At 57.8% G+C, this 17,230-nt stretch carries 19 protein-coding genes and 1 pseudogene; 8 read left to right on the top strand and 12 right to left on the bottom strand.

Annotation, left to right across the window (positions count from 1 at the left end):
• Positions 1-77: 77 nt before the first annotated feature.
• From GV827_RS06260 to fabD, 4 genes are all read right to left on the bottom strand, one after another.
• On the bottom strand, positions 78-611 hold the full coding sequence (locus GV827_RS06260) for a GNAT family N-acetyltransferase (protein WP_164352935.1): 534 nt from the start codon (positions 609-611) through the stop codon (positions 78-80).
• Between the two features lie 167 nt (positions 612-778).
• Positions 779-1,012: an acyl carrier protein gene (locus GV827_RS06255; RefSeq protein WP_025048350.1), complete on the bottom strand. Its 234-nt coding sequence runs from the start codon at positions 1,010-1,012 to the stop codon at positions 779-781.
• Between the two features lie 199 nt (positions 1,013-1,211).
• Entirely contained in the window at positions 1,212-1,949 is a 738-nt protein-coding gene (fabG, locus tag GV827_RS06250; RefSeq protein WP_164352934.1) for a 3-oxoacyl-[acyl-carrier-protein] reductase, read from the bottom strand.
• Positions 1,950-1,990: 41 nt separating this feature from the next.
• A complete protein-coding gene (gene fabD, locus GV827_RS06245; protein ID WP_164352933.1) occupies positions 1,991-2,923 on the bottom strand; it encodes an ACP S-malonyltransferase in 933 nt (310 codons plus the stop codon).
• Positions 2,924-3,064: 141 nt separating this feature from the next.
• Between fabD and GV827_RS06240 the strand changes: the two genes are divergently transcribed.
• Positions 3,065-4,276 carry a cytochrome b/b6 domain-containing protein gene (locus GV827_RS06240; RefSeq protein WP_164352932.1) on the top strand — a complete coding sequence of 404 codons (1,212 nt, stop codon included), beginning with the start codon at positions 3,065-3,067 and terminating at the stop codon, positions 4,274-4,276.
• Positions 4,277-4,329: 53 nt separating this feature from the next.
• On the opposite strand, the pseudogene GV827_RS06235 reads toward GV827_RS06240, so the two are convergent.
• Positions 4,330-4,911, bottom strand: a pseudogene (locus tag GV827_RS06235) (YceI family protein).
• A gap of 173 nt (positions 4,912-5,084) precedes the next feature.
• The gene (locus GV827_RS06230) at positions 5,085-5,579 is read right to left on the bottom strand and encodes a hypothetical protein (RefSeq protein ID WP_164352931.1); all 495 of its coding nucleotides are present in this window, start codon (positions 5,577-5,579) and stop codon (positions 5,085-5,087) included.
• Positions 5,580-5,998: 419 nt separating this feature from the next.
• Between GV827_RS06230 and rpsF the strand changes: the two genes are divergently transcribed.
• From rpsF to rplI, 3 genes are read left to right on the top strand one after another with little or no spacing between them, the layout of a single operon-like run.
• On the top strand, positions 5,999-6,352 hold the full coding sequence (rpsF, locus tag GV827_RS06225) for a 30S ribosomal protein S6 (RefSeq protein ID WP_164352930.1): 354 nt from the start codon (positions 5,999-6,001) through the stop codon (positions 6,350-6,352).
• 29 nt (positions 6,353-6,381) lie between these two features.
• Positions 6,382-6,609, top strand: coding sequence for a 30S ribosomal protein S18 (rpsR, locus tag GV827_RS06220; RefSeq protein ID WP_039018159.1), 228 nt, complete (start codon positions 6,382-6,384; stop codon positions 6,607-6,609).
• Between the two features lie 11 nt (positions 6,610-6,620).
• Positions 6,621-7,265 carry a 50S ribosomal protein L9 gene (gene rplI, locus GV827_RS06215; RefSeq protein WP_164352929.1) on the top strand — a complete coding sequence of 215 codons (645 nt, stop codon included), beginning with the start codon at positions 6,621-6,623 and terminating at the stop codon, positions 7,263-7,265.
• Between the two features lie 195 nt (positions 7,266-7,460).
• On the opposite strand, the gene GV827_RS06210 is transcribed toward rplI, so the two are convergent.
• Positions 7,461-8,408: a cation diffusion facilitator family transporter gene (locus GV827_RS06210; RefSeq protein ID WP_164352928.1), complete on the bottom strand. Its 948-nt coding sequence runs from the start codon at positions 8,406-8,408 to the stop codon at positions 7,461-7,463.
• A 209-nt stretch (positions 8,409-8,617) separates the two neighbouring features.
• On the opposite strand from GV827_RS06210, the gene GV827_RS06205 reads away from it, so the two are divergent.
• Positions 8,618-9,088, top strand: coding sequence for a transglycosylase SLT domain-containing protein (locus tag GV827_RS06205; RefSeq protein WP_204325752.1), 471 nt, complete (start codon positions 8,618-8,620; stop codon positions 9,086-9,088).
• Between the two features lie 193 nt (positions 9,089-9,281).
• Entirely contained in the window at positions 9,282-10,217 is a 936-nt protein-coding gene (locus tag GV827_RS06200; protein ID WP_328823116.1) for a calcium/sodium antiporter, read from the top strand.
• A gap of 50 nt (positions 10,218-10,267) precedes the next feature.
• Here the strand turns inward: GV827_RS06200 and tig are convergent, their stop codons facing one another.
• Complete coding sequence (tig, locus tag GV827_RS06195) at positions 10,268-11,602, bottom strand: trigger factor (RefSeq protein ID WP_164352927.1); 1,335 nt, start codon at positions 11,600-11,602, stop codon at positions 10,268-10,270.
• 146 nt (positions 11,603-11,748) lie between these two features.
• Entirely contained in the window at positions 11,749-12,033 is a 285-nt protein-coding gene (locus GV827_RS06190; RefSeq protein WP_164352926.1) for a DUF2312 domain-containing protein, read from the bottom strand.
• 108 nt (positions 12,034-12,141) lie between these two features.
• Here GV827_RS06190 and GV827_RS06185 point away from each other — a divergent pair, with 108 nt between their 5' ends.
• Both GV827_RS06185 and GV827_RS06180 read left to right on the top strand, forming a co-directional pair.
• Positions 12,142-12,381 carry a hypothetical protein gene (locus tag GV827_RS06185; RefSeq protein ID WP_164352925.1) on the top strand — a complete coding sequence of 80 codons (240 nt, stop codon included), beginning with the start codon at positions 12,142-12,144 and terminating at the stop codon, positions 12,379-12,381.
• An 83-nt stretch (positions 12,382-12,464) separates the two neighbouring features.
• On the top strand, positions 12,465-12,887 hold the full coding sequence (locus tag GV827_RS06180; RefSeq protein WP_164352924.1) for a TIGR01244 family sulfur transferase: 423 nt from the start codon (positions 12,465-12,467) through the stop codon (positions 12,885-12,887).
• Positions 12,888-12,892: 5 nt separating this feature from the next.
• Here GV827_RS06180 and GV827_RS06175 read toward each other — a convergent pair whose 3' ends face one another.
• From GV827_RS06175 to GV827_RS06165, 3 genes are all read right to left on the bottom strand, one after another.
• Entirely contained in the window at positions 12,893-14,113 is a 1,221-nt protein-coding gene (locus GV827_RS06175) for a FliM/FliN family flagellar motor switch protein (RefSeq protein ID WP_164352923.1), read from the bottom strand.
• Positions 14,114-14,207: 94 nt separating this feature from the next.
• Positions 14,208-16,931 (bottom strand): ATP-binding protein, encoded by a 2,724-nt coding sequence (locus tag GV827_RS06170; RefSeq protein WP_164352922.1) that lies wholly within the window; start codon positions 16,929-16,931, stop codon positions 14,208-14,210.
• The gene (locus GV827_RS06165) at positions 16,931-17,221 is read right to left on the bottom strand and encodes a hypothetical protein (RefSeq protein WP_164352921.1); all 291 of its coding nucleotides are present in this window, start codon (positions 17,219-17,221) and stop codon (positions 16,931-16,933) included. The genes GV827_RS06170 and GV827_RS06165 overlap by 1 nt, the downstream gene beginning before the upstream one ends.
• Between the last annotated feature and the right edge of the window lie 9 nt (positions 17,222-17,230).

Here is a 17,230-nt window from a genome sequence, read left to right as displayed (position 1 = left end):
ACTGCCCCTCAATTCGCTTTGATCGCCTATACCCTGCTGAAGTGTATTTGTTCAAGACTTCAGGTCACGGCTTGCCGTCAGGCAGGAGGCCCTTTGCGTGTCATAAGATACACCACGTCGTCCCCCATCTCCGCCTCCCGCATCAGGCTATATCCAAGCGCCCTCGCAATTCTCAGAGACGCGGCGTTCTCAGGTGTGATGATACAAACCGTGCGCCCGGCAATGACCCGGTCAAACCAATCATGCGCCGCTTGCACTGCATCGAGGCCTAGCCCTTTGCCCTGAGCCTCTGGCGCCACCACCCAACCCGATTCGGGAAAAGGATCAAAATCCTCACCCAACCCGCGCGAGCCGAAAAAGAAACCCGCCTGACCGGCCATTTCCCGCAGACCATGCGGCTGGATCGCCCACTGACCGAATCCGCTGATTTGCCAGTGACCCGCGTTGCGCAGGAAGACATCCCACGAATGCGCCTTGGTGCGTGGTCCGCCCGATATGTGTTCAACGACCTCTGGCGTGGCCCAGATCTGGGCAAAGCGTGGAAAGTCCTCGGCGCGCATGGCGCGCAGCGTCAATCGGGACGTGTTGATCGTTGGAATTGTCCGGGACATGGGGCACTGCCTTCACGCATTACTTACGGCGTTTTTCCACACCTTGCGAAGACCGTCGACGATGAGCAACCCTGGATTAACAAAGCAGAATAAAAAACGGCGTCATTCCGCTTGGAACAACGCCGTCTCAGGAATTTTGTTGCCGAAAGGGCCGTAGCCCCAAGGACTTAAGAAGCTTCTTTGATGAACTTCACCGCATCGCCGAAAGTCTGGATGTTCTCGGCCGCGTCGTCAGGGATCTCGATGCCGAACTCTTCTTCGAACGCCATCACCAGCTCAACTGTGTCAAGGCTGTCAGCGCCCAGATCGTCGATGAACGACGCATTCTCGGTCACTTTATCCTCTTCCACACCCAGGTGTTCTACAACGATCTTTTTCACGCGGTCTGCGACGTCGCTCATAATAAGTCCTCACTTTTCGGGCACTCAGGCCCCTTTACTGTCCGCACGCCCAATCTCAGGCAGTTGGAGATTGCCCCGGATGGGGCGGCTCTTTCCCCTGATGGCACAAGGGCAAGGGTCCAATCAAGCACCCCCGGATTTGATTCTGCGCCCCCTTTAGCACATGCAAGGCATTGCGCAAACGGGTATGGGAACCGCTTTACAACATGGCCATGCCGCCGTTGACGTGCAAGGTCGCTCCCGTCACGTAAGCCGCCTCGGTGCTGGCCAGATACACGACAGCACTGGCGATTTCCCCCGGCTCGCCCATGCGGCCCGCGGGAATTTGCCCCATGATTCCAGCCTTCTGATCGTCGTTCAGCTTATCCGTCATCGCCGTCGCAATGAAACCCGGCGCGACCACGTTTACCGTAATGCCACGGCTGGCGACCTCATAAGCCAGCGATTTCGACATGCCCACCATACCCGCCTTGCTTGCCGCATAGTTTGCCTGACCCGGATTGCCGGTCGCCCCAACGATGGATGAGATATTCACGATCCGGCCCCAGCGCGCCTTCATCATGCCGCGCATCACACCCTTGCACAGCTTGAATGTTGCGGTGAGGTTCACATTCAGCACAGATTGCCATTCGTCGTCCGACATACGCATGAACAGATTATCGCGGGTAATTCCTGCGTTATTGACCAGAATATCTACAGTTCCCATCGCCTCGGCCGCCTGCTTGGGCAGCGCATCAACGGCTTCAAGGTCGCTCAGGTTGCAGGGCAGCACATGCGCGCGATCGCCGAGCTCGGCCTTCAAGGCCTCAAGCGGCGCTTCTCTTGTGCCCGACAAACCAACCGTCGCGCCCTGCGCATGCAACTGCCGCGCAATATCCGCGCCGATGCCACCGGACGCACCTGTCACAAGTGCGTTTTTCCCTGTCAGATCAAACATCAATTCATCCTTATCCGTTTATTTCCAGCGTTTGCCAAAGGTCAGCCCGCAACGATTGCCGCGACGTCCTCTGGTGTGCCTACAGCACGGCAGGTGCTTTCCTTGGCGATCCGCCTGATCATACCCGACAGCGCCTTGCCCGCGCCGATTTCCCAAAATTCAGTGACCCCCTGGCCCGCCATCCATTCGACCGACGACCGCCAGCGCACGCGCCCCGTCACCTGCTCAACCAGCAGATCGCGAATGCGGCCTGCATCCGTCACGCATTCGGCCAAGACATTGGCAACCAGCGGCACGGATGGATCCGCCATGTCGACCTCACCCAATGCACGCGCCATTTCATCTGCTGCGGGCTGCATGAGCGCACAATGGAAGGGCGCCGACACTGGCAATGGCAGCGCCCGCTTGGCCCCGGCCTCTTTGGCCAGCACCACGGCCCGGTCAATCGCGGACTTGCTACCTGACAGCACATTTTGCGTCGGATCGTTCTCATTTGCCAGCTGGCACACATCGCCCTGGGCGGCGTCCTGCGCCACCTTATCCGCTGCCTCGGCATCCAGCCCCAGAACCGCAGCCATCGCACCTTCACCCACCGGAACCGCCGCCTGCATCGCCTTGCCGCGAATGCGCAGCAAACGGGCCGTATCAGCCAGAGACAGCGTGCCTGCCGCACAAAGCGCAGAATATTCCCCCAGCGAATGCCCCGCCACGAACGACGCGCGTTCCAGCCCGATCCCCTCGGCCTTAAGGGCCGCCATCGCAGCCAGCGATGTGGCCATCAGCGCAGGTTGCGCATTCTCTGTCAGGGTCAGTTCTTCAATCTCGCCATCCCAGATCAGCGTTGAGAGTTTCTGGCCCAAGGCATCATCTACCTCGTCAAAGACCGCTTTCGCAGCCGGATAGGCGTCGGCCAACGCCTTGCCCATGCCAATGGTCTGTGCGCCCTGTCCGGGAAATACGAATGCGATGCTCATAGTGGTCCCCCCTGAAGTCTTTGCGCTGGTCTAGCCTGCACATTGCCTGCGAACAAGCCTGCACGAATGCTGTGCATCCACGAAGATTGCCCAATGCGCTTGCGGCGTTATCTTGAGCAGAGAAAAGTTGAGGAGCAGAAAATGGCATTAACCAACACCGCACAAAGCTATGGCGGGATAGCCAAAACCTTTCACTGGTTGACCGCCCTGCTGATCCTGACACTGATCCCATTGGGCTGGTACGCCAATCAGCTACCCTACGAAACGGATGCGCAGCTAGCCCAAAAGGCGTGGCTGTTCTCTCTGCACAAAACACTTGGTGTGACCGCGTTTTTCGTGGCCCTTGCCCGTATCCTGTGGGCAGTGGTTCAACCCAAGCCCGGATTGCTCAACTCAGAAAAGAAGCTGGAAAGTTTCGCAGCAGAACTTGTGCATTGGCTGCTTTACGGCGCGTTGGTGATCGTGCCGCTATCGGGATGGATTTCGCATGCGGCGGCAGCGGGTTTCGCGCCGATCTGGTGGCCTTTCGGACAGGGTCTGCCGCTGGTGCCGAAATCGGTGGGGGTTGAGCATTTCTTTTCTGCGCTGCACTGGACCGCAACCAAAGTGTTGGTCCTGGCCCTACTGCTTCATATCGCGGGCGCGCTAAAGCATCACTTTGTTGACCGCGATTCCACCTTGCGCCGCATGCTTCCCGGCAGTGGCGCAGTCGCCCATATCCCACCTCAACACCATTCCGCAAAGCCGCTGCTGAGCGCCATCGCTGTCTGGCTTTTGGCGATCGGAATTGGTGCCGGGCTTGCCCTGAATTCCGAAAAGGAACCCATTGCCGATGTTGCACTTGAAGAAGTCATTTCTGACTGGACCGTGCAGGAAGGCACTATTGAGATCACCGTCACCCAGTTCGGCAGTGCTGTCACGGGCAGTTTTGCCGAATGGACGTCAGCCATCTCCTTTGATGAGAAGATTCCGGTCGGTGAGGTGGGTTCTGTGACGACAACAATTGCCATCCCCTCTCTGACCCTGGGATCAGTCACCCAACAGGCCATGGGCGCGGATTTCTTCGATGCCGCGACCTATGCCACGGCGATCTACGACGGGATCATCCGTCACGGCTCCGATGGGTATGAATCGGTTGGCAAATTGCGGATCAAGGACAAATCCGTTCCCCTGACGCTGCCCTTCAACCTCGCACTGGATGGGGACGAGGCGGAAATGCGGGCGGACATCACGCTGGACCGGAGGGACTTTGGCATTGGCGATAACGTCGGCGACGAAGCAAGCCTTGCCTTCGCCGTGCAGGTCGCGATCAGGCTGACAGCGGTCCGGGATGCGCAAGACACCGGCTCATGAAAAAAGCCCGCCTTGATCAGGCGGGCTTTCTGGGAAAGTTTTTGTTGCTCGTCTTAGTCGGCTTTCATCGCCTCAAGCGAGATCATCACATTGACCTCGTCACTGACGGCTGGTGCGAATGCACCAAGATTGAAATCGGACCGTGTCAGTGTGGTTGTGGCATCAAAACCAAGCCATGGCTTGCCCGCCATCGGGTGATCGCCTGTCTTGTTCAGCTTTGCATTTAGCACGACGGACTTGGTGACGTCGTTCATGGTCAGATCGCCGGTGATCAGTGCTGTATCATCGCCTGTGACTTCGATGCTTGTAGACGTGAAGGTCACCATGTCACCCTACTCCGCACCAAAGAAATCGCCTGACATGAAGTGTGCCTCGCGCTGTTCCCAACCGGTGAACATGGACATCACAGGCATGGAGACACTCACAGAAGAGTTCGCCGGAGCTTTCGCATCGTACATGATCTCACCTTCAAAACCGGAGAACATGCCGTAGGTCGTTGAGAACCCGAGGTGCTCATAGTTAAAGACAACCTGCGAGTGGCTGGAATCCAGCACGAATCTTTCGGCGGGCGCCTCGGCGGCGAATGCGGCTGTGGTACCAAGGGCCAGTACGGCGGCGAACGTAAGATTTTTCATTATTGTTGCTCCTGTGAATGATTTGAATTGCCTAAATTGGATTGAACCGATGTTTTGGCAATCCGACAGACACAAACAGGGTCTGCGCGTTTTTGAACAACTTGCTGAAAATATGAAAAATAAGCGCGCTAGCTTTCGCCAACGCGCTTAGAACAACGGGAATGTGAATCGTCTCAGGCGAGCTTGCCTTCGTCGCGCAGACCAGCCACGAGGCTCGAAAGCGCTTTGGGGTCTGTCAGGGACACTTCGGCGAGAAAGACGCCACTTTTATCCCAAAGCCTCACAATCGACCCGACCTTTTCTGCATAGGAAAGCTTATCGAAACCGCACTGCTGCAAGATGACTGGTGCGGCACCGCGTGCACGACGGACCAGACGCACTTCGCGACGGATCGTGTCGATCTCAACTTCGGGAGGTGGGGGCCTTTGGCTGATTGTGATCAGGCCAAAGCAGGCGAACGCTGCCGTGAGCGACAAGATAAGCTTGAACAGCATCACATCACTGTCCCAAGATGAACCCGGCGCGAACCAAAGCCCGACGGCTGCCAAAGCAAGAGAGACCCCCATCAACCGTTGGACACCCCGGATGATCATTCGACCCCCATCGGCCATACGCACGGGTTCGCTCATGTGGGTATTCTGATCCAGATCAGTCAATACTGCGGTCATTGTATTATTCCCTCGGTCGTCATTTTCTTGGTTAATTGTTGATCCATAAAAACGACCAAAACGGGGCGGAGCAGCGGCACGGACAGGACCATGTCAGGGCGTTCACGTGCCGGTTGTTCACCTCACCACATGGTTGAATATGGATGTTTTCAACGTTGATCTCTCAAACACCTGCGCGACTGCCGCGATCCGGAAAGCCGGGGTGTCTAGCACCATTAGAACGATCAAAATGGCTTGGGGATCGCGACAAAGATAAGGATCGACGGGAATGCAGCCCACCGCCCCTTGCCCCGCGCGCCAAACCGTGTATACGGCAGCTTCCTTTGCACAGACGTTGAACCGCGCAGTCTCTCGTGGTGGGGCCGCAAAGGGATATTGCCCTGCCTATGAAATGCGCCTTGACATAAATAGGAGTGCCCATGCCACTTTATGAGCATGTGATGATTGCGCGTCAGGACCTGTCCAACACGCAAGCAGAAGGCCTTATCGAACACTTCGGTACCGTCCTTGCGGACAACGGCGGCAAGATGGTCGACCACGAGTACTGGGGCGTCAAGACGATGGCCTACAAGATCAACAAGAACCGCAAGGGCCACTATGCCTACATGCGTTCCGATGCACCGGCCCCTGCCGTGCAGGAGATGGAGCGCCTGATGCGTCTGCATGACGATGTGATGCGCGTTCTGACCATCAAAGTGGATGAGCACAAAGAGCTGCCATCCGTCCAGATGCAAAAGCGTGACGAACGGCCTGAGCGCCGTGAGCGCCGCTGATCTAACGCTTGAAGATAGGAACCTAAACCATGGCATCAAAACCATTTTTTCGCCGTCGCAAGGTCTGCCCCTTCTCGGGCGATAACGCACCTGCGATCGACTACAAGGACACACGTCTGCTGCAACGCTACATCTCTGAGCGTGGCAAGATCGTTCCTTCCCGTATCACCGCGGTATCCGCGAAAAAGCAGCGTGAACTGGCCCGTGCCATCAAACGCGCTCGCTTCCTCGCCCTGCTGCCCTACGCCGTCAAGTAAGGAGAAAGCACATGCAAGTTATCCTTCTGGAACGTGTGGCCAAGCTGGGCCAGATGGGCGAAGTCGTCGAGGTCAAGCCCGGCTACGCCCGCAACTTCCTGCTGCCGCAGGGCAAGGCGCTGTCTGCGTCCAAGGCCAATGTCGATGCTTTCGAGGCGCGCAAAGCGCAGCTTGAGGCCGACAACCTTGAGACCAAGAAAGAAGCCGACAAGATGGCTGAGACCCTGAACGGTCAGCAGTTCATCGTGATTCGCTCTGCGTCCGACGCAGGTGCGCTCTACGGCTCCGTCACCACCCGCGACGCCGCTGAGGCGACAACCGCAGGCGGTTTCACTGTAGACCGCAAGCAAGTTGTTCTGTCTGCCCCTATCAAGGAACTAGGCCTGCACGACGTACAGATCGTTCTGCACCCCGAAGTGGACGCAACAATCCAGCTGAACGTTGCGCGTTCGGCCGAAGAAGCTGAGCTTCAGGCCTCCGGCAAGTCCATTCAGGAACTGGCCGCAGAGGAAGAAGCCGCAGCAGACTTTGAAATCGCTGAACTCTTTGAGGACATCGGTGCCGCTGCGTCCGAGGACGAAGCACTGGCCGAGACCGTCGAAGAGGTCATCGAAGAAGGCGCTTCGGGCGATCAGGAAGATACAGCAGGAAACTAAGCCTTCTGTCCGATACGAGAAATTCAGAACGCCGCGCTTTAAGCGCGGCGTTTCTTATTTGGGGCCTTGTCTGATTGCTTCAGCATGAAACGAAGATGCGGTTTGCTCCCATTGCCGCTACGCCAGACCCATCGTACCTTTTCACTTCGCCTTCTGGTTTTTGCATCCAATCAGAGAACGCTTGCCCTCGTTCCTTCAATTGATATCCGAGCGAGCGCGCATTCCAGAATTACCGTGCCCATAAAGATCCGCGTTCTGATGCGCGCACTCCTCATGTTCAAACTCAAGACTGGAATGGGCAATGCCGAACCGATCTTTGAGGCGCGTTTTGATATCGGCCTTGATGGATTCGATCCGCTGCCAGGCCTCCTTTGACAGAACCACATGGCAATCAATCGCTGCCTCATGCTCTTGCATCTGCCACAAGTGTACGTGATGCACATCGCGAACCCCTTGAACGCTGCACATTGCCGCGACCACCTCGGCACCTTGAATATCTGGCGGGCTGCCCAGCATGAGCGTCCTGATCGGGCCACCGATCTCTGTCATGGCAAGGTAGAGGATATAGACGGCGATGCCGATGGTGATGGCCGGATCGACCCAGCGCATATCAAATAGAATAATCAGCGTCCCGCCGACAATGACAGCGATAGACCCCATGACATCCGACAGATTGTGCAGGAAAAGGGCGCGGATATTGGCCCCCTCTTTCTGCATCGAATAGGTCAGCACTGCGGTCAAAGTATCAACCGCGAGGGCCACAAACCCAATTAGAACAACGGTCCAACCCATAACCTCCGGCGGGTCAATCAGCCTCATCGCACCTTCATAAATCAGGTAAAACCCGACAAGGATTAGCGTTGTATAATTGATCAGTGCCGCGACAATTTCGATGCGGCCGTAACCAAAGGTCATTCGGGCATCTGCCGGTCTTCTTGCGATTTTTCGTGCGGCAAACGCGATAACGAGCGACGCCATATCCGAGAAATTGTGGAGTGCGTCCGCAATGAGAGCCATGCTCCCCGACAGTATGCCCCCGACGACCTGCGCAACCGTCAGAACCGCATTTGCCCAGACCGCAATAGAGACCCGCCGGTCACCGGATTCAGGATCGATGTGGTGGTGGCCGTGATCGTGCGGCACGGATAAGACACTCCCTTGACGGGTCCATTTGCGGCGCTGGATCTTTATCAAAGAACCATCTTAAGGGCAGGTGCAACCCGCTGCGTGTGAAATCTCATCAACCGACCAGAATATTGATACGCGGAACTCAGCCGCCGAAAGCAACCGCTGTTGAAGCGTCCTTGCCTCTCGTGCATGCCTTTCAAAGGATGTCTGTCTCAGAGGTCAACATGTACCGATACCTGCGCTGTTTCGTTATTCTGCTGGCCGCAGCGAGCCTTGCTGCCTGCACTGCGTCGCCGTCCTCCACTGTTAACGTCGAGCCACCTCTCTACCCAAACGAAACGCCCCAGTTGCGGACCAAGATCAATTATTGGGCAGACCATTACGATCTGCCCCGCCCGCTTGTTCACCGCCTCGCCATTCGCGAAAGCACGCATAACCCCAATGCGCGCAATGGGCCCTATTACGGATTGTTCCAGATTTTACCCGCAACCGCACGGTCCATGGGATTTCAAGGCCAGCCCGCCGATCTGCTGGATGCCGACACGAACCTTGAATATGCGCTGAAATACCTGCGTGGTGCGTGGCTGTTATCTGACGGTGACCACGGCACTGCGATCAGCTGGTACGCCCGTGGCTATTACTATGAAGCGAAGCGGCGTGGACTGCTGGTCGAAACGGGTTTGCGCGAAGGCTGAACTGATTGGTATGTTCCGGTTCTCATGGCGCCTGTCAGCCTGCGACCAATCTCACCAAGTGGTGGTTCATCGCCGCTGTTGGCGGAAATTTTCGTTCGTGTGGCTTGAAGGGCATGCACCGCATACCGATCTCAACTATGCTGGGCAGGCATCAGAGGCTTGATGTGCGCACACGACAGCGAAGGGGTCCGTCGTGATAGTCTTTCTTCTCATCCTTGCTGGTTTCGGCGGGTTGATCCTTGGCGGTGACTATCTGGTCAGGGGGGCAATTGAGGTAGCGCAACGTTTGCGCGTGTCGCCTTTGGTTATCGGACTGACACTTGTCGGATTTGGCACCTCTATGCCAGAACTTGTGACCAGCGTGCAGGCGGCGCTGGCCGGATCACCAGGCATCGCGATTGGGAACGTTGTCGGCAGCAACATTGCGAACATACTGCTGATCCTTGGTCTGACAGCGCTACTTGCCCCGCTTTCCGTGGCCGCAAGTGTACTGAAACGCGATGGTGCCGTGATGATCGCAGCAAGCCTGCTGCTGGTAGCTGTGATCCTGCTGGACGCGCTTTCCCGCGCCGTCGGCGTTTCCTTTTTGGTGCTATTGCTTGCCTATGTGACCTCTCTCCTGATTTTCGTGCGCAGTGCCCCGGTTGAACGGGACATTCCGGCCCCGGCAAAGAGCCAACCCACATTTGTCAGTGTACTTGCGATTCTGGGCGGTCTGGTTCTCACAATTATTTCTGCGCGGATGCTGATCGCCGGCGCCACAAATCTGGCCCGGACGTTTGAGGTCAGCGAAGCCGTTATCGGCCTTACCATCGTTGCCGTCGGTACCTCTTTGCCGGAATTGGTGACCTCTATGTCAGCGGCGCGACGGGGCCAGACCGGTTTGGCCATCGGCAACATCATCGGCAGCAACATCTTTAACATTCTGGGCATTCTGGGCGTCACCGCTGCGCTCAAGCCGCTGAGTGTTCCCGCGCGTTTTGCAGACGCGGATGTCTGGGTAATGCTGGGGTCCGCAATACTGCTGGCCGTCTTTGCGCGCAGCGGATGGCGCATCGGCAGAGGCGAAGGCGCCGTCTTGTTGTTGCTCTTTGTTTGCTACAGCGTCTATCTGGTCATAACGGCATAAAAAAAGCCGCGCCCGATGGCGCGGCCTTCATGACTACCCTGTGGTATGTCTTACTCAGCGTCTTCCAGCGCCTCGACGGCCTTTTGAAGCTCATCCTTGGACACTTCTTTCTCCGACACTTTCGCCTGCTCAGCGATGTGGTCCACAACCTTGTCTTCAAACAGCGGTGCGCGCAGCTGCTGCTGCATCTGCTGGTTCTGCTGAACGAACTCAAAGAACTGGCGTTCCTGGCCGGGGTACTGACGGGCCTGATTCATGATGGCTTGCGTCATTTCGGCGTCAGAAACCTCGACTTCCGCCTTCTGACCGATTTCAGCCAGCAAAAGGCCCAGACGCACGCGGCGTGTCGCCAGCTTGGTGTGCTCGTCCGTGGTCTCGATTTCCGGGTGGTCATGGCCCTGAACATCAGGGTTGTCCTCGTGCCACAGCTGGTGCGCGATCTGACCCGCCTCAGCCTCAACCAGCGACGGTGGCAGTTCAAAATCAACCATCTTGTCCAGCTCATCCAGCAAGCCACGCTTCATCACGGCACGCGACGCACCGGCATATTCTGCTTCGAGGCGTTCCGCGATCTGAGCCTTGAGCGCGGCGAGGTCTTCGGCACCGAACTTTGTTGCCAGTTCATCGTTGATCTCGGCGGCGACAGGCTCTTTCACCTCTTTAACGGTGCAGTCAAAGGTCGCCTCTTTACCAGCCAGATGCTCGGCTTGGTATTCCTCGGGGAACGTGACCGTTACCGCCTTTTCTTCACCGGCTTTCACACCAACCAGTTGCTCTTCGAAACCGGGGATGAAGTTGCCTGAACCCAGCACCAGCGGAAAGTCCTCGGCAGAGCCGCCTTCGAAGGCTTCGCCGTCGACCTTGCCGACGAAATCCATGACGACCTGATCGCCATCCTTGGCCTTGGAGCCCTTCTTGCGGGCTTTGAAGTCCTGCGCGTTCTCGGCCAGATTGGCCAACGCCTCGTCAATCGCGGCATCGTCCGCCTTGACGACCATCTTTTCCAGTTTGATCTTGGACATATCCAGCTCAGGAATTTCCGGCAGCGCTTCGTAGGTCATGGTGACCTCGACGTCGTCGCCTTCCTTCCAGTCCTCATTGGTCATCTTGACCTCGGGCTGCATCGCAGGCCGGTCGCCGGATTTCTCAAAGTGCTCGGACATCGCACCATCGATGCTTTCCTGCATCGCTTCGCCCATCACGCGCTGGCCAAACTGCTTTTTCAGCAGCGCCATTGGGACTTTGCCCTTGCGAAAGCCCTTCATCTCTACTTCGGGCTGGGCCTCGGCCAGTTTCTCGTTGACCTTCGCGTCCAGTTCGGCGGCTGTCACGGTGATCGCGTAGCCGCGTTTCAGACCTTCGTTCAGCGTCTCGTTGACCTGCATGTGTGCTCCATAGAAATAAGCCGCGCGGGACCCGCGCGGGGGAAAATTTGCATCCTTCTATTGGGGTGCGCCCCAAGGTGCAAGGGGGGGTTTCAGGGCCTATTATTCAGGGGCCATTAGACCACGCTGAACAATGCTGACCCGCATCACATGCCCAAAGCTTCCTTGTACATCTCAAGGACCGCTTCTTCTTCTGCGATATCATCGGCATCGCGCTTGCGCAGCGCGATCACTTTGCGCAGCACCTTGGTGTCGTAGCCGCGTGCCTTAGCCTCTGCCATGACCTCTTTTTGCTGCTCGGCCAGGTCTTTTTTCTCGGCGTCCAGACGTTCTATCCGCTCAACGAACTGGCGCAGTTCATTGGCCGTGACGCGGTACGTGGCATCACCCTGGGTTTCGATGACTTCGGGCTTTGTGGCGGCATCGCTCATCAGTGCAGTCCTGTTGTTGAAGGTGGAGGTTCCGTCTGACTACCCGTGCTGCAAAGCGCCTGCAAGCCGCCCTTGCTCAGGACTTCGGATTGGCGTAGCCCTGCGCGCATGGAAAACGACAGTTCATCCTTTGCCTCGATCATCATCTGGTCTGGTGCCGCGATCTCGCTGCTTGGGCTTGTAGGGCTTGTGTGGTGCATTCTGCGGGTCAGCAAGGCCAAGCGCGCAAAGCTGAACGATGATGAGATGCGCAAGGTGCTGCAATCCGCCCTACCGTTGAACCTTGGTGCACTATTTCTGTCCGTCATTGGCCTGATGCTGGTCATCGTGGGCATCTTTATCGCCTAAGCAGGCGGCACAGACTGCCTTTTGTCCATTGTGCGCCGTCGCAATCGCTGGACAGGCTTGTGGCGCTTTCGTAAGTCTGCCGCATGAACATACGACAACTTACCCCCCGCTATAACGTCAGCCCGCAGATCGATCCGGGCGACATGGAAGACCTGCGCGACGCGGGGATCACCCGTATTCTGTGCAACCGTCCCGACGGCGAAGTCCCGCCCAGTCATTCCGCACAGGCGATCCGCACTGCCGCCGAGGCAGCGGGTATCGCGTTTGCTGAGCAACCTTTGACGCACCAGACGATGGTGCCCGAAGTGATCGCGAAAAATCGTGCCTTGGGAGCGGATACAGACGATGTTGTCCTTGCCTATTGCGCGTCTGGCACACGGTCTACCATCGCCTGGGCCCTGGGACAGGCAGGAAAAATGAGCGCAGACGAAATCGTTTCTGCGGCACGTGCGGGCGGCTATGACATCAGCAACATCCGGCACGTTCTCGACCGTCCCTTCAGCTGAAACACCTAACCAACACTCAAGTCTGGCAAGGCGACGTCATCATCAAAATCAGGCAGGTCTGACATGTCGGGTAAGTCCAGCAGATCGGGGAGATCCGGAAGGTCAGGTAGATCCGGCAGATCAGAAATGGCATCGGAGGTCTCTGGTTGCGGGGCTGAAGCCATCTCCGGCAACTCCGCCAAGGCGGAAGAGGCGGAGGCGCTGGGGCTGTCACTTGCAGTGCCATAGGGTTGATTGACGACAGGCAGATCCATTTCTTCGCGATCGGTGGCGCGACGTTTCAGGTTCATATTGACCTGCGGCGGGAGGTTTACCTGAACCGCGCGCATCCCCTCAAGCTGGCCAAGGGTGCCACGGCGCAATGTCTGTCCAGTGATGGTCTGAACACAAACGCTGTCGAACCTGACCGCGCCGATATCGATCATGCTACCGACCTCCAGTGCACCAACCGCGCGCAGGGGCATCTTGAGTTGAGCCAGACTGATCCGAAGCTCAGCCTTCAGGTTTTGAACTGTTTCGGAAAGGATTTCCGAAGGTTGCTGAACGGCAGCACCTTGCATGCCGCTTTCGATTGACGAAGGGGCATCCAGAGTTTCAGACAAAGCCTCCGCCTGAGGCATGCACAGCAACAGGCGGCCCTGGCGCAGCCCACCCGCGATGTCGAGCTGCAGTTGAACAATCTGGTAGTCAGCCGCGTCAAGCGTCATGCCCAAGACCCGTGCATCTTCGACCCAAGCGCCAAATCTGTATCCGGCGATCAGCCGCTGGTCATCGATATCTTGCGGCAACGGGGCGGCCCGTTCCAGCACCGCGTTCAGAAAGGGCGCACAGACGGCTGCATCCGTTGGGGTCATAGCGCGGTCGCTGTCACCAGTGTCTTTCAGAACCTTGCCCATGGTCTGTTGTTGGATCAATGCGCCGACCAGAGTGGGGTCAAACACCGCTGCAGCACGGGAACGCGCCGGTCCGTCCAGCAACATCAGCAATCCGGGATCCGACAGTTTGCCACTCAGATCGTCGCCCGCACATTTTTCGGTCCGCACGCCAATCACGGCCATCGACATATCGAACAGATCATCCGACACCCGCGCAAGCGTGAGCCGCAGCGCTTTGGCCAGCGACATTGCGCGCGCCTGATGCTCTGCCTTTCCCACCTGCGCCTTGCGGTGGATAATGGTGCCGCCTGTGCCCACGTCCCCGTGGGCCGACGTGTCGGGCGCGGTCATAACGCGATCTGATCCCCTACTTGCCCCCGCCATTGCGGGTCTAGGGCCAAGCCATACCGCAATTCAGGTTACCAGAGCCTTTATATCCAATCCTTTACGAGGCTGCCGTGGCCTTGGCGCGCGGGCTGTCATCCAATGCAGCGTTTGGCAGAGACACCCGAAACGCCGCTCCGCTGCGCCCCTTGAGATAGGCAATCTGACCCCCAAGCCGGGCCATGATTTCCTGACAGATGGCAAGGCCAAGCCCTGCCCCCTCACCCTGCGCGCCTGTCACACGATAGAATTTCTCAAAGATGACCGCGTGTTCATCCGTCGCGATCCCTTCTCCGTTGTCCACAAAATCGATGCTCAGACCCCGTTCGGTGATCTGGGGTGTGATGATAAGCTTTGGGATATCTGCGTGGCAGTATTTTTGCGCGTTGCTGATCAGGTTTATGAAAACCTGCACTAATCGATCAAGATCAGTGTTCAGCACCACGTTTTCGGCACCAGGCGTGATCTCCACCTGCATGGCACGTTCTGCCCCTGCCAAAGAAGTTGTGAGGGCGCGATCAAGGACGGAGTACAAGGGTTCTTGCCCCAGATGCAGAGAAACCTGACCGTTTTCCAAGACAGACAGGTCCAACAGATCGTCCAGCAACCGCGTCAAACGGATAGTTTCGGAGTGGATGATGGACGCATAGCGCGTCTTGTCGGCCTCTTCCATCGCGCCGGCATCGCGCAAAATTTCCGAGAAAGACCGGATTGACGTCATGGGCGTGCGCAATTCGTGGCTGATCTGACTCAGGAAGGCATCCTTTTGGAGCGACAGCTGGGTCAGCTTCTCATTCGCGGCTCTTAGCTGGGCTGCTGTTTCCGAAAGCTCTCGGGACTTCAGCTCAAGCTGGCTGGAGTATTCCAGCATCTGGGCGGATTCGTCAGCGACGGCAAGCAGGTCCTGCACGGACACGGAGGTCCCGCCAACAATCTGGCTGACCATCGCATGGGCCGTTGCGGCCCCGACGGAGGCCGCAAGTTCACGCTCCAATCCCTGCACAAAGGTTGGTGTCGGTTCCGGCAGATGACCGGCCAAACCCTGCGCCTTCGCTTCGGCACGAAAGAACGCCTGCGCCTCTGATGCACCCAGGATACGCTGTGACATGATCATAAGGTCTTCACTGCCCGCCACAGAGGCCGTCCAACCGCGCGTAGGTGCTCCATGCTCAAGCACATTGACAAACTGGGCACCCTGAAGCCGTTCAATAGGATCCGGAAAGGTAAAAATCGATACGAAGAGGAAGACAAGCGTGTTCAGGGCAAGGCTCCAGACCACCGCATGCACGGTGGGGTCCAACCCCTCAATTCCGAACAACGCGTGCGGCCGGAGCCAGCTAAGCCCCATCAAGCCCTGCTCGAAAACCTCCTTTGACAGGGCGGCATCAACGCCAAAGCTGGGCAGCAGCATCGTAAAGAACCAGAGGGCAAAACCCGTCCCCAGACCGCAAAGTGCGCCCAACCGCGTGGCCCCGCGCCAGAAGATTCCGCCCATAAGTGCCGGCAGGAACTGCGCCACACCGCCAAAGCTGATGGTGCCAATGGCCGCCAACGCGCCACTGCCACCCGATGCGCGGTAATAGAAGAACCCAAGCGAGATAATGAAAAGGATCGACAATCGGCGCGCGCGGATCACCACGCTGCGCACGTCGCCTGATTGCGTGGCCCCACCTTGCCTAACGGCCAGCCAAACAGGCATGACAATATGGTTGCTGACCATCGTACTCAGCGCAAGCGTTGCGACAATCACCATTGATGTGGCCGATGAAAAGCCACCAAGGAATGACAACATGGCCAGACCATTCTGGTTCTGGCTCAAGGGCAGGCTGAGCACGAACAGATCGGGGTTGGAACCGGCAGGCAATACATCCAACCCGACAACGGCAATTGGCACCACGAACAGGCTCATCAACATCAGGTAGGCCGGAAAGGCCCACGAGGCGATCTGCAAATGCCGTTCATCATCATTTTCGACCACCATCACCTGAAACATGCGTGGCAAGCACAGGAACGCCGCAGCAGACAGCATTGTCAGTGCAACCCAGCGACTGCCCTGCACGTCCCATGCCCCTATTTCGGCAGCGTCAATGCGCGCAAGCGTCTGTCCCATGCCTCCGGCCAGCCCCCAGACAACGAAGATTCCAACGGCCAGCAAGGCCACCAGTTTTACCACCGCCTCCACCGCAACGGCGATGACAACACCGTGGTGACGCTCGTTCACGTTGAGATTGCGGGTGCCGAAAAGCACGGTAAAGACCGCCAGTCCCGCAGCGACCCAGAACGCGGCCTTGGCTGCACTAAAGCCACTTTCCGACTGATCAGCCCCCATCTCCGGTGCAGCAAAGATCGAAAGCGACAGCACTACAGACTGCAGTTGCAGCGCGATATATGGCGTGACACCGATCACCGCCATCAGCGTCACGGCGATGGCAAGCACATTCGATTTTCCGTACCGGGACGAGATCAGGTCCGCGATGGATGTCACGCGCTGGCTGCGCCCGATCCGCACCAGGCGGCGCAGCCCCCACCACCAGCCAATCATCACCAGCGACGGGCCAAGATAGATCGTGAGATATTCCAGACCGGACCGCGCGGCATAGCCAACGGCGCCATAGAAGGTCCACGCTGTACAATAGATCGACAAAGAGAGCGTATAGACAATCGGAGAGCGTAACAGCGCCCCGCCACGCCCTCTTAGCGCCGCCCGTTCGGCCAGAAACGCCACACCGAAAAGGAAGACGACATAGGCCAGGCAGACCAGGACAAGTTGATTAAGTGCAACCATCAGTCAGACGCATGTGGATCGGCCGGGTCAGCGGGAGCTGCGACTGTCGCGGTGCGCCGCCACAGCAACCAGCTGGTCAGCACCAAGGCACCCCAGACGCCGAATAGATATTTCAGGGCGACACTCATCGGCACCGGGTCCTGTGCGCCCTCACCCCCCGATTGCGCCAACGGCCAGGCCAACGGCACCATCCAAAGCAACAGGCCCAAGACTGGCAGGAGCCGCACGGCATCCATGAGGCGGCGCTGACGATAGCTTTGGCGTTCTAGGAAAAGGGGGCCATCGGGCATGGCATTGGC

Source organism: Sulfitobacter sediminilitoris, assembly GCF_010667575.1.
In the GTDB taxonomy this organism is placed as follows: Bacteria; Pseudomonadota; Alphaproteobacteria; order Rhodobacterales; family Rhodobacteraceae; genus Sulfitobacter; species Sulfitobacter sediminilitoris.
The sequence above is the reverse complement of the archived record's forward strand: the minus strand, read 5'-3'. Positions and strand labels throughout refer to the sequence as shown.

Excerpts from the sequence above, each read along its gene's own strand:
- GV827_RS06255 (WP_025048350.1), bottom strand. The coding sequence starts at position 1,012 with ATGAGCGACGTCGCAGACCGCGTGAAAAAGATCGTTGTAGAACACCTG.
- GV827_RS06205 (WP_204325752.1), top strand. The coding sequence starts at position 8,618 with ATGTACCGATACCTGCGCTGTTTCGTTATTCTGCTGGCCGCAGCGAGC.
- GV827_RS06170 (WP_164352922.1), bottom strand. The coding sequence starts at position 16,931 with ATGGTTGCACTTAATCAACTTGTCCTGGTCTGCCTGGCCTATGTCGTC.
- rplI (WP_164352929.1), top strand. The coding sequence starts at position 6,621 with ATGCAAGTTATCCTTCTGGAACGTGTGGCCAAGCTGGGCCAGATGGGC.
- fabG (WP_164352934.1), bottom strand. The coding sequence starts at position 1,949 with ATGTTTGATCTGACAGGGAAAAACGCACTTGTGACAGGTGCGTCCGGT.
- rpsF (WP_164352930.1), top strand. The coding sequence starts at position 5,999 with ATGCCACTTTATGAGCATGTGATGATTGCGCGTCAGGACCTGTCCAAC.
- GV827_RS06260 (WP_164352935.1), bottom strand. The coding sequence starts at position 611 with ATGTCCCGGACAATTCCAACGATCAACACGTCCCGATTGACGCTGCGC.
- rpsR (WP_039018159.1), top strand. The coding sequence starts at position 6,382 with ATGGCATCAAAACCATTTTTTCGCCGTCGCAAGGTCTGCCCCTTCTCG.
- GV827_RS06165 (WP_164352921.1), bottom strand. The coding sequence starts at position 17,221 with ATGCCCGATGGCCCCCTTTTCCTAGAACGCCAAAGCTATCGTCAGCGC.
- GV827_RS06190 (WP_164352926.1), bottom strand. The coding sequence starts at position 12,033 with ATGAGCGATGCCGCCACAAAGCCCGAAGTCATCGAAACCCAGGGTGAT.
- tig (WP_164352927.1), bottom strand. The coding sequence starts at position 11,602 with ATGCAGGTCAACGAGACGCTGAACGAAGGTCTGAAACGCGGCTACGCG.
- GV827_RS06230 (WP_164352931.1), bottom strand. The coding sequence starts at position 5,579 with ATGACCGCAGTATTGACTGATCTGGATCAGAATACCCACATGAGCGAA.
- fabD (WP_164352933.1), bottom strand. The coding sequence starts at position 2,923 with ATGAGCATCGCATTCGTATTTCCCGGACAGGGCGCACAGACCATTGGC.
- GV827_RS06240 (WP_164352932.1), top strand. The coding sequence starts at position 3,065 with ATGGCATTAACCAACACCGCACAAAGCTATGGCGGGATAGCCAAAACC.
- GV827_RS06185 (WP_164352925.1), top strand. The coding sequence starts at position 12,142 with ATGGAAAACGACAGTTCATCCTTTGCCTCGATCATCATCTGGTCTGGT.
- GV827_RS06175 (WP_164352923.1), bottom strand. The coding sequence starts at position 14,113 with ATGACCGCGCCCGACACGTCGGCCCACGGGGACGTGGGCACAGGCGGC.
- GV827_RS06180 (WP_164352924.1), top strand. The coding sequence starts at position 12,465 with ATGAACATACGACAACTTACCCCCCGCTATAACGTCAGCCCGCAGATC.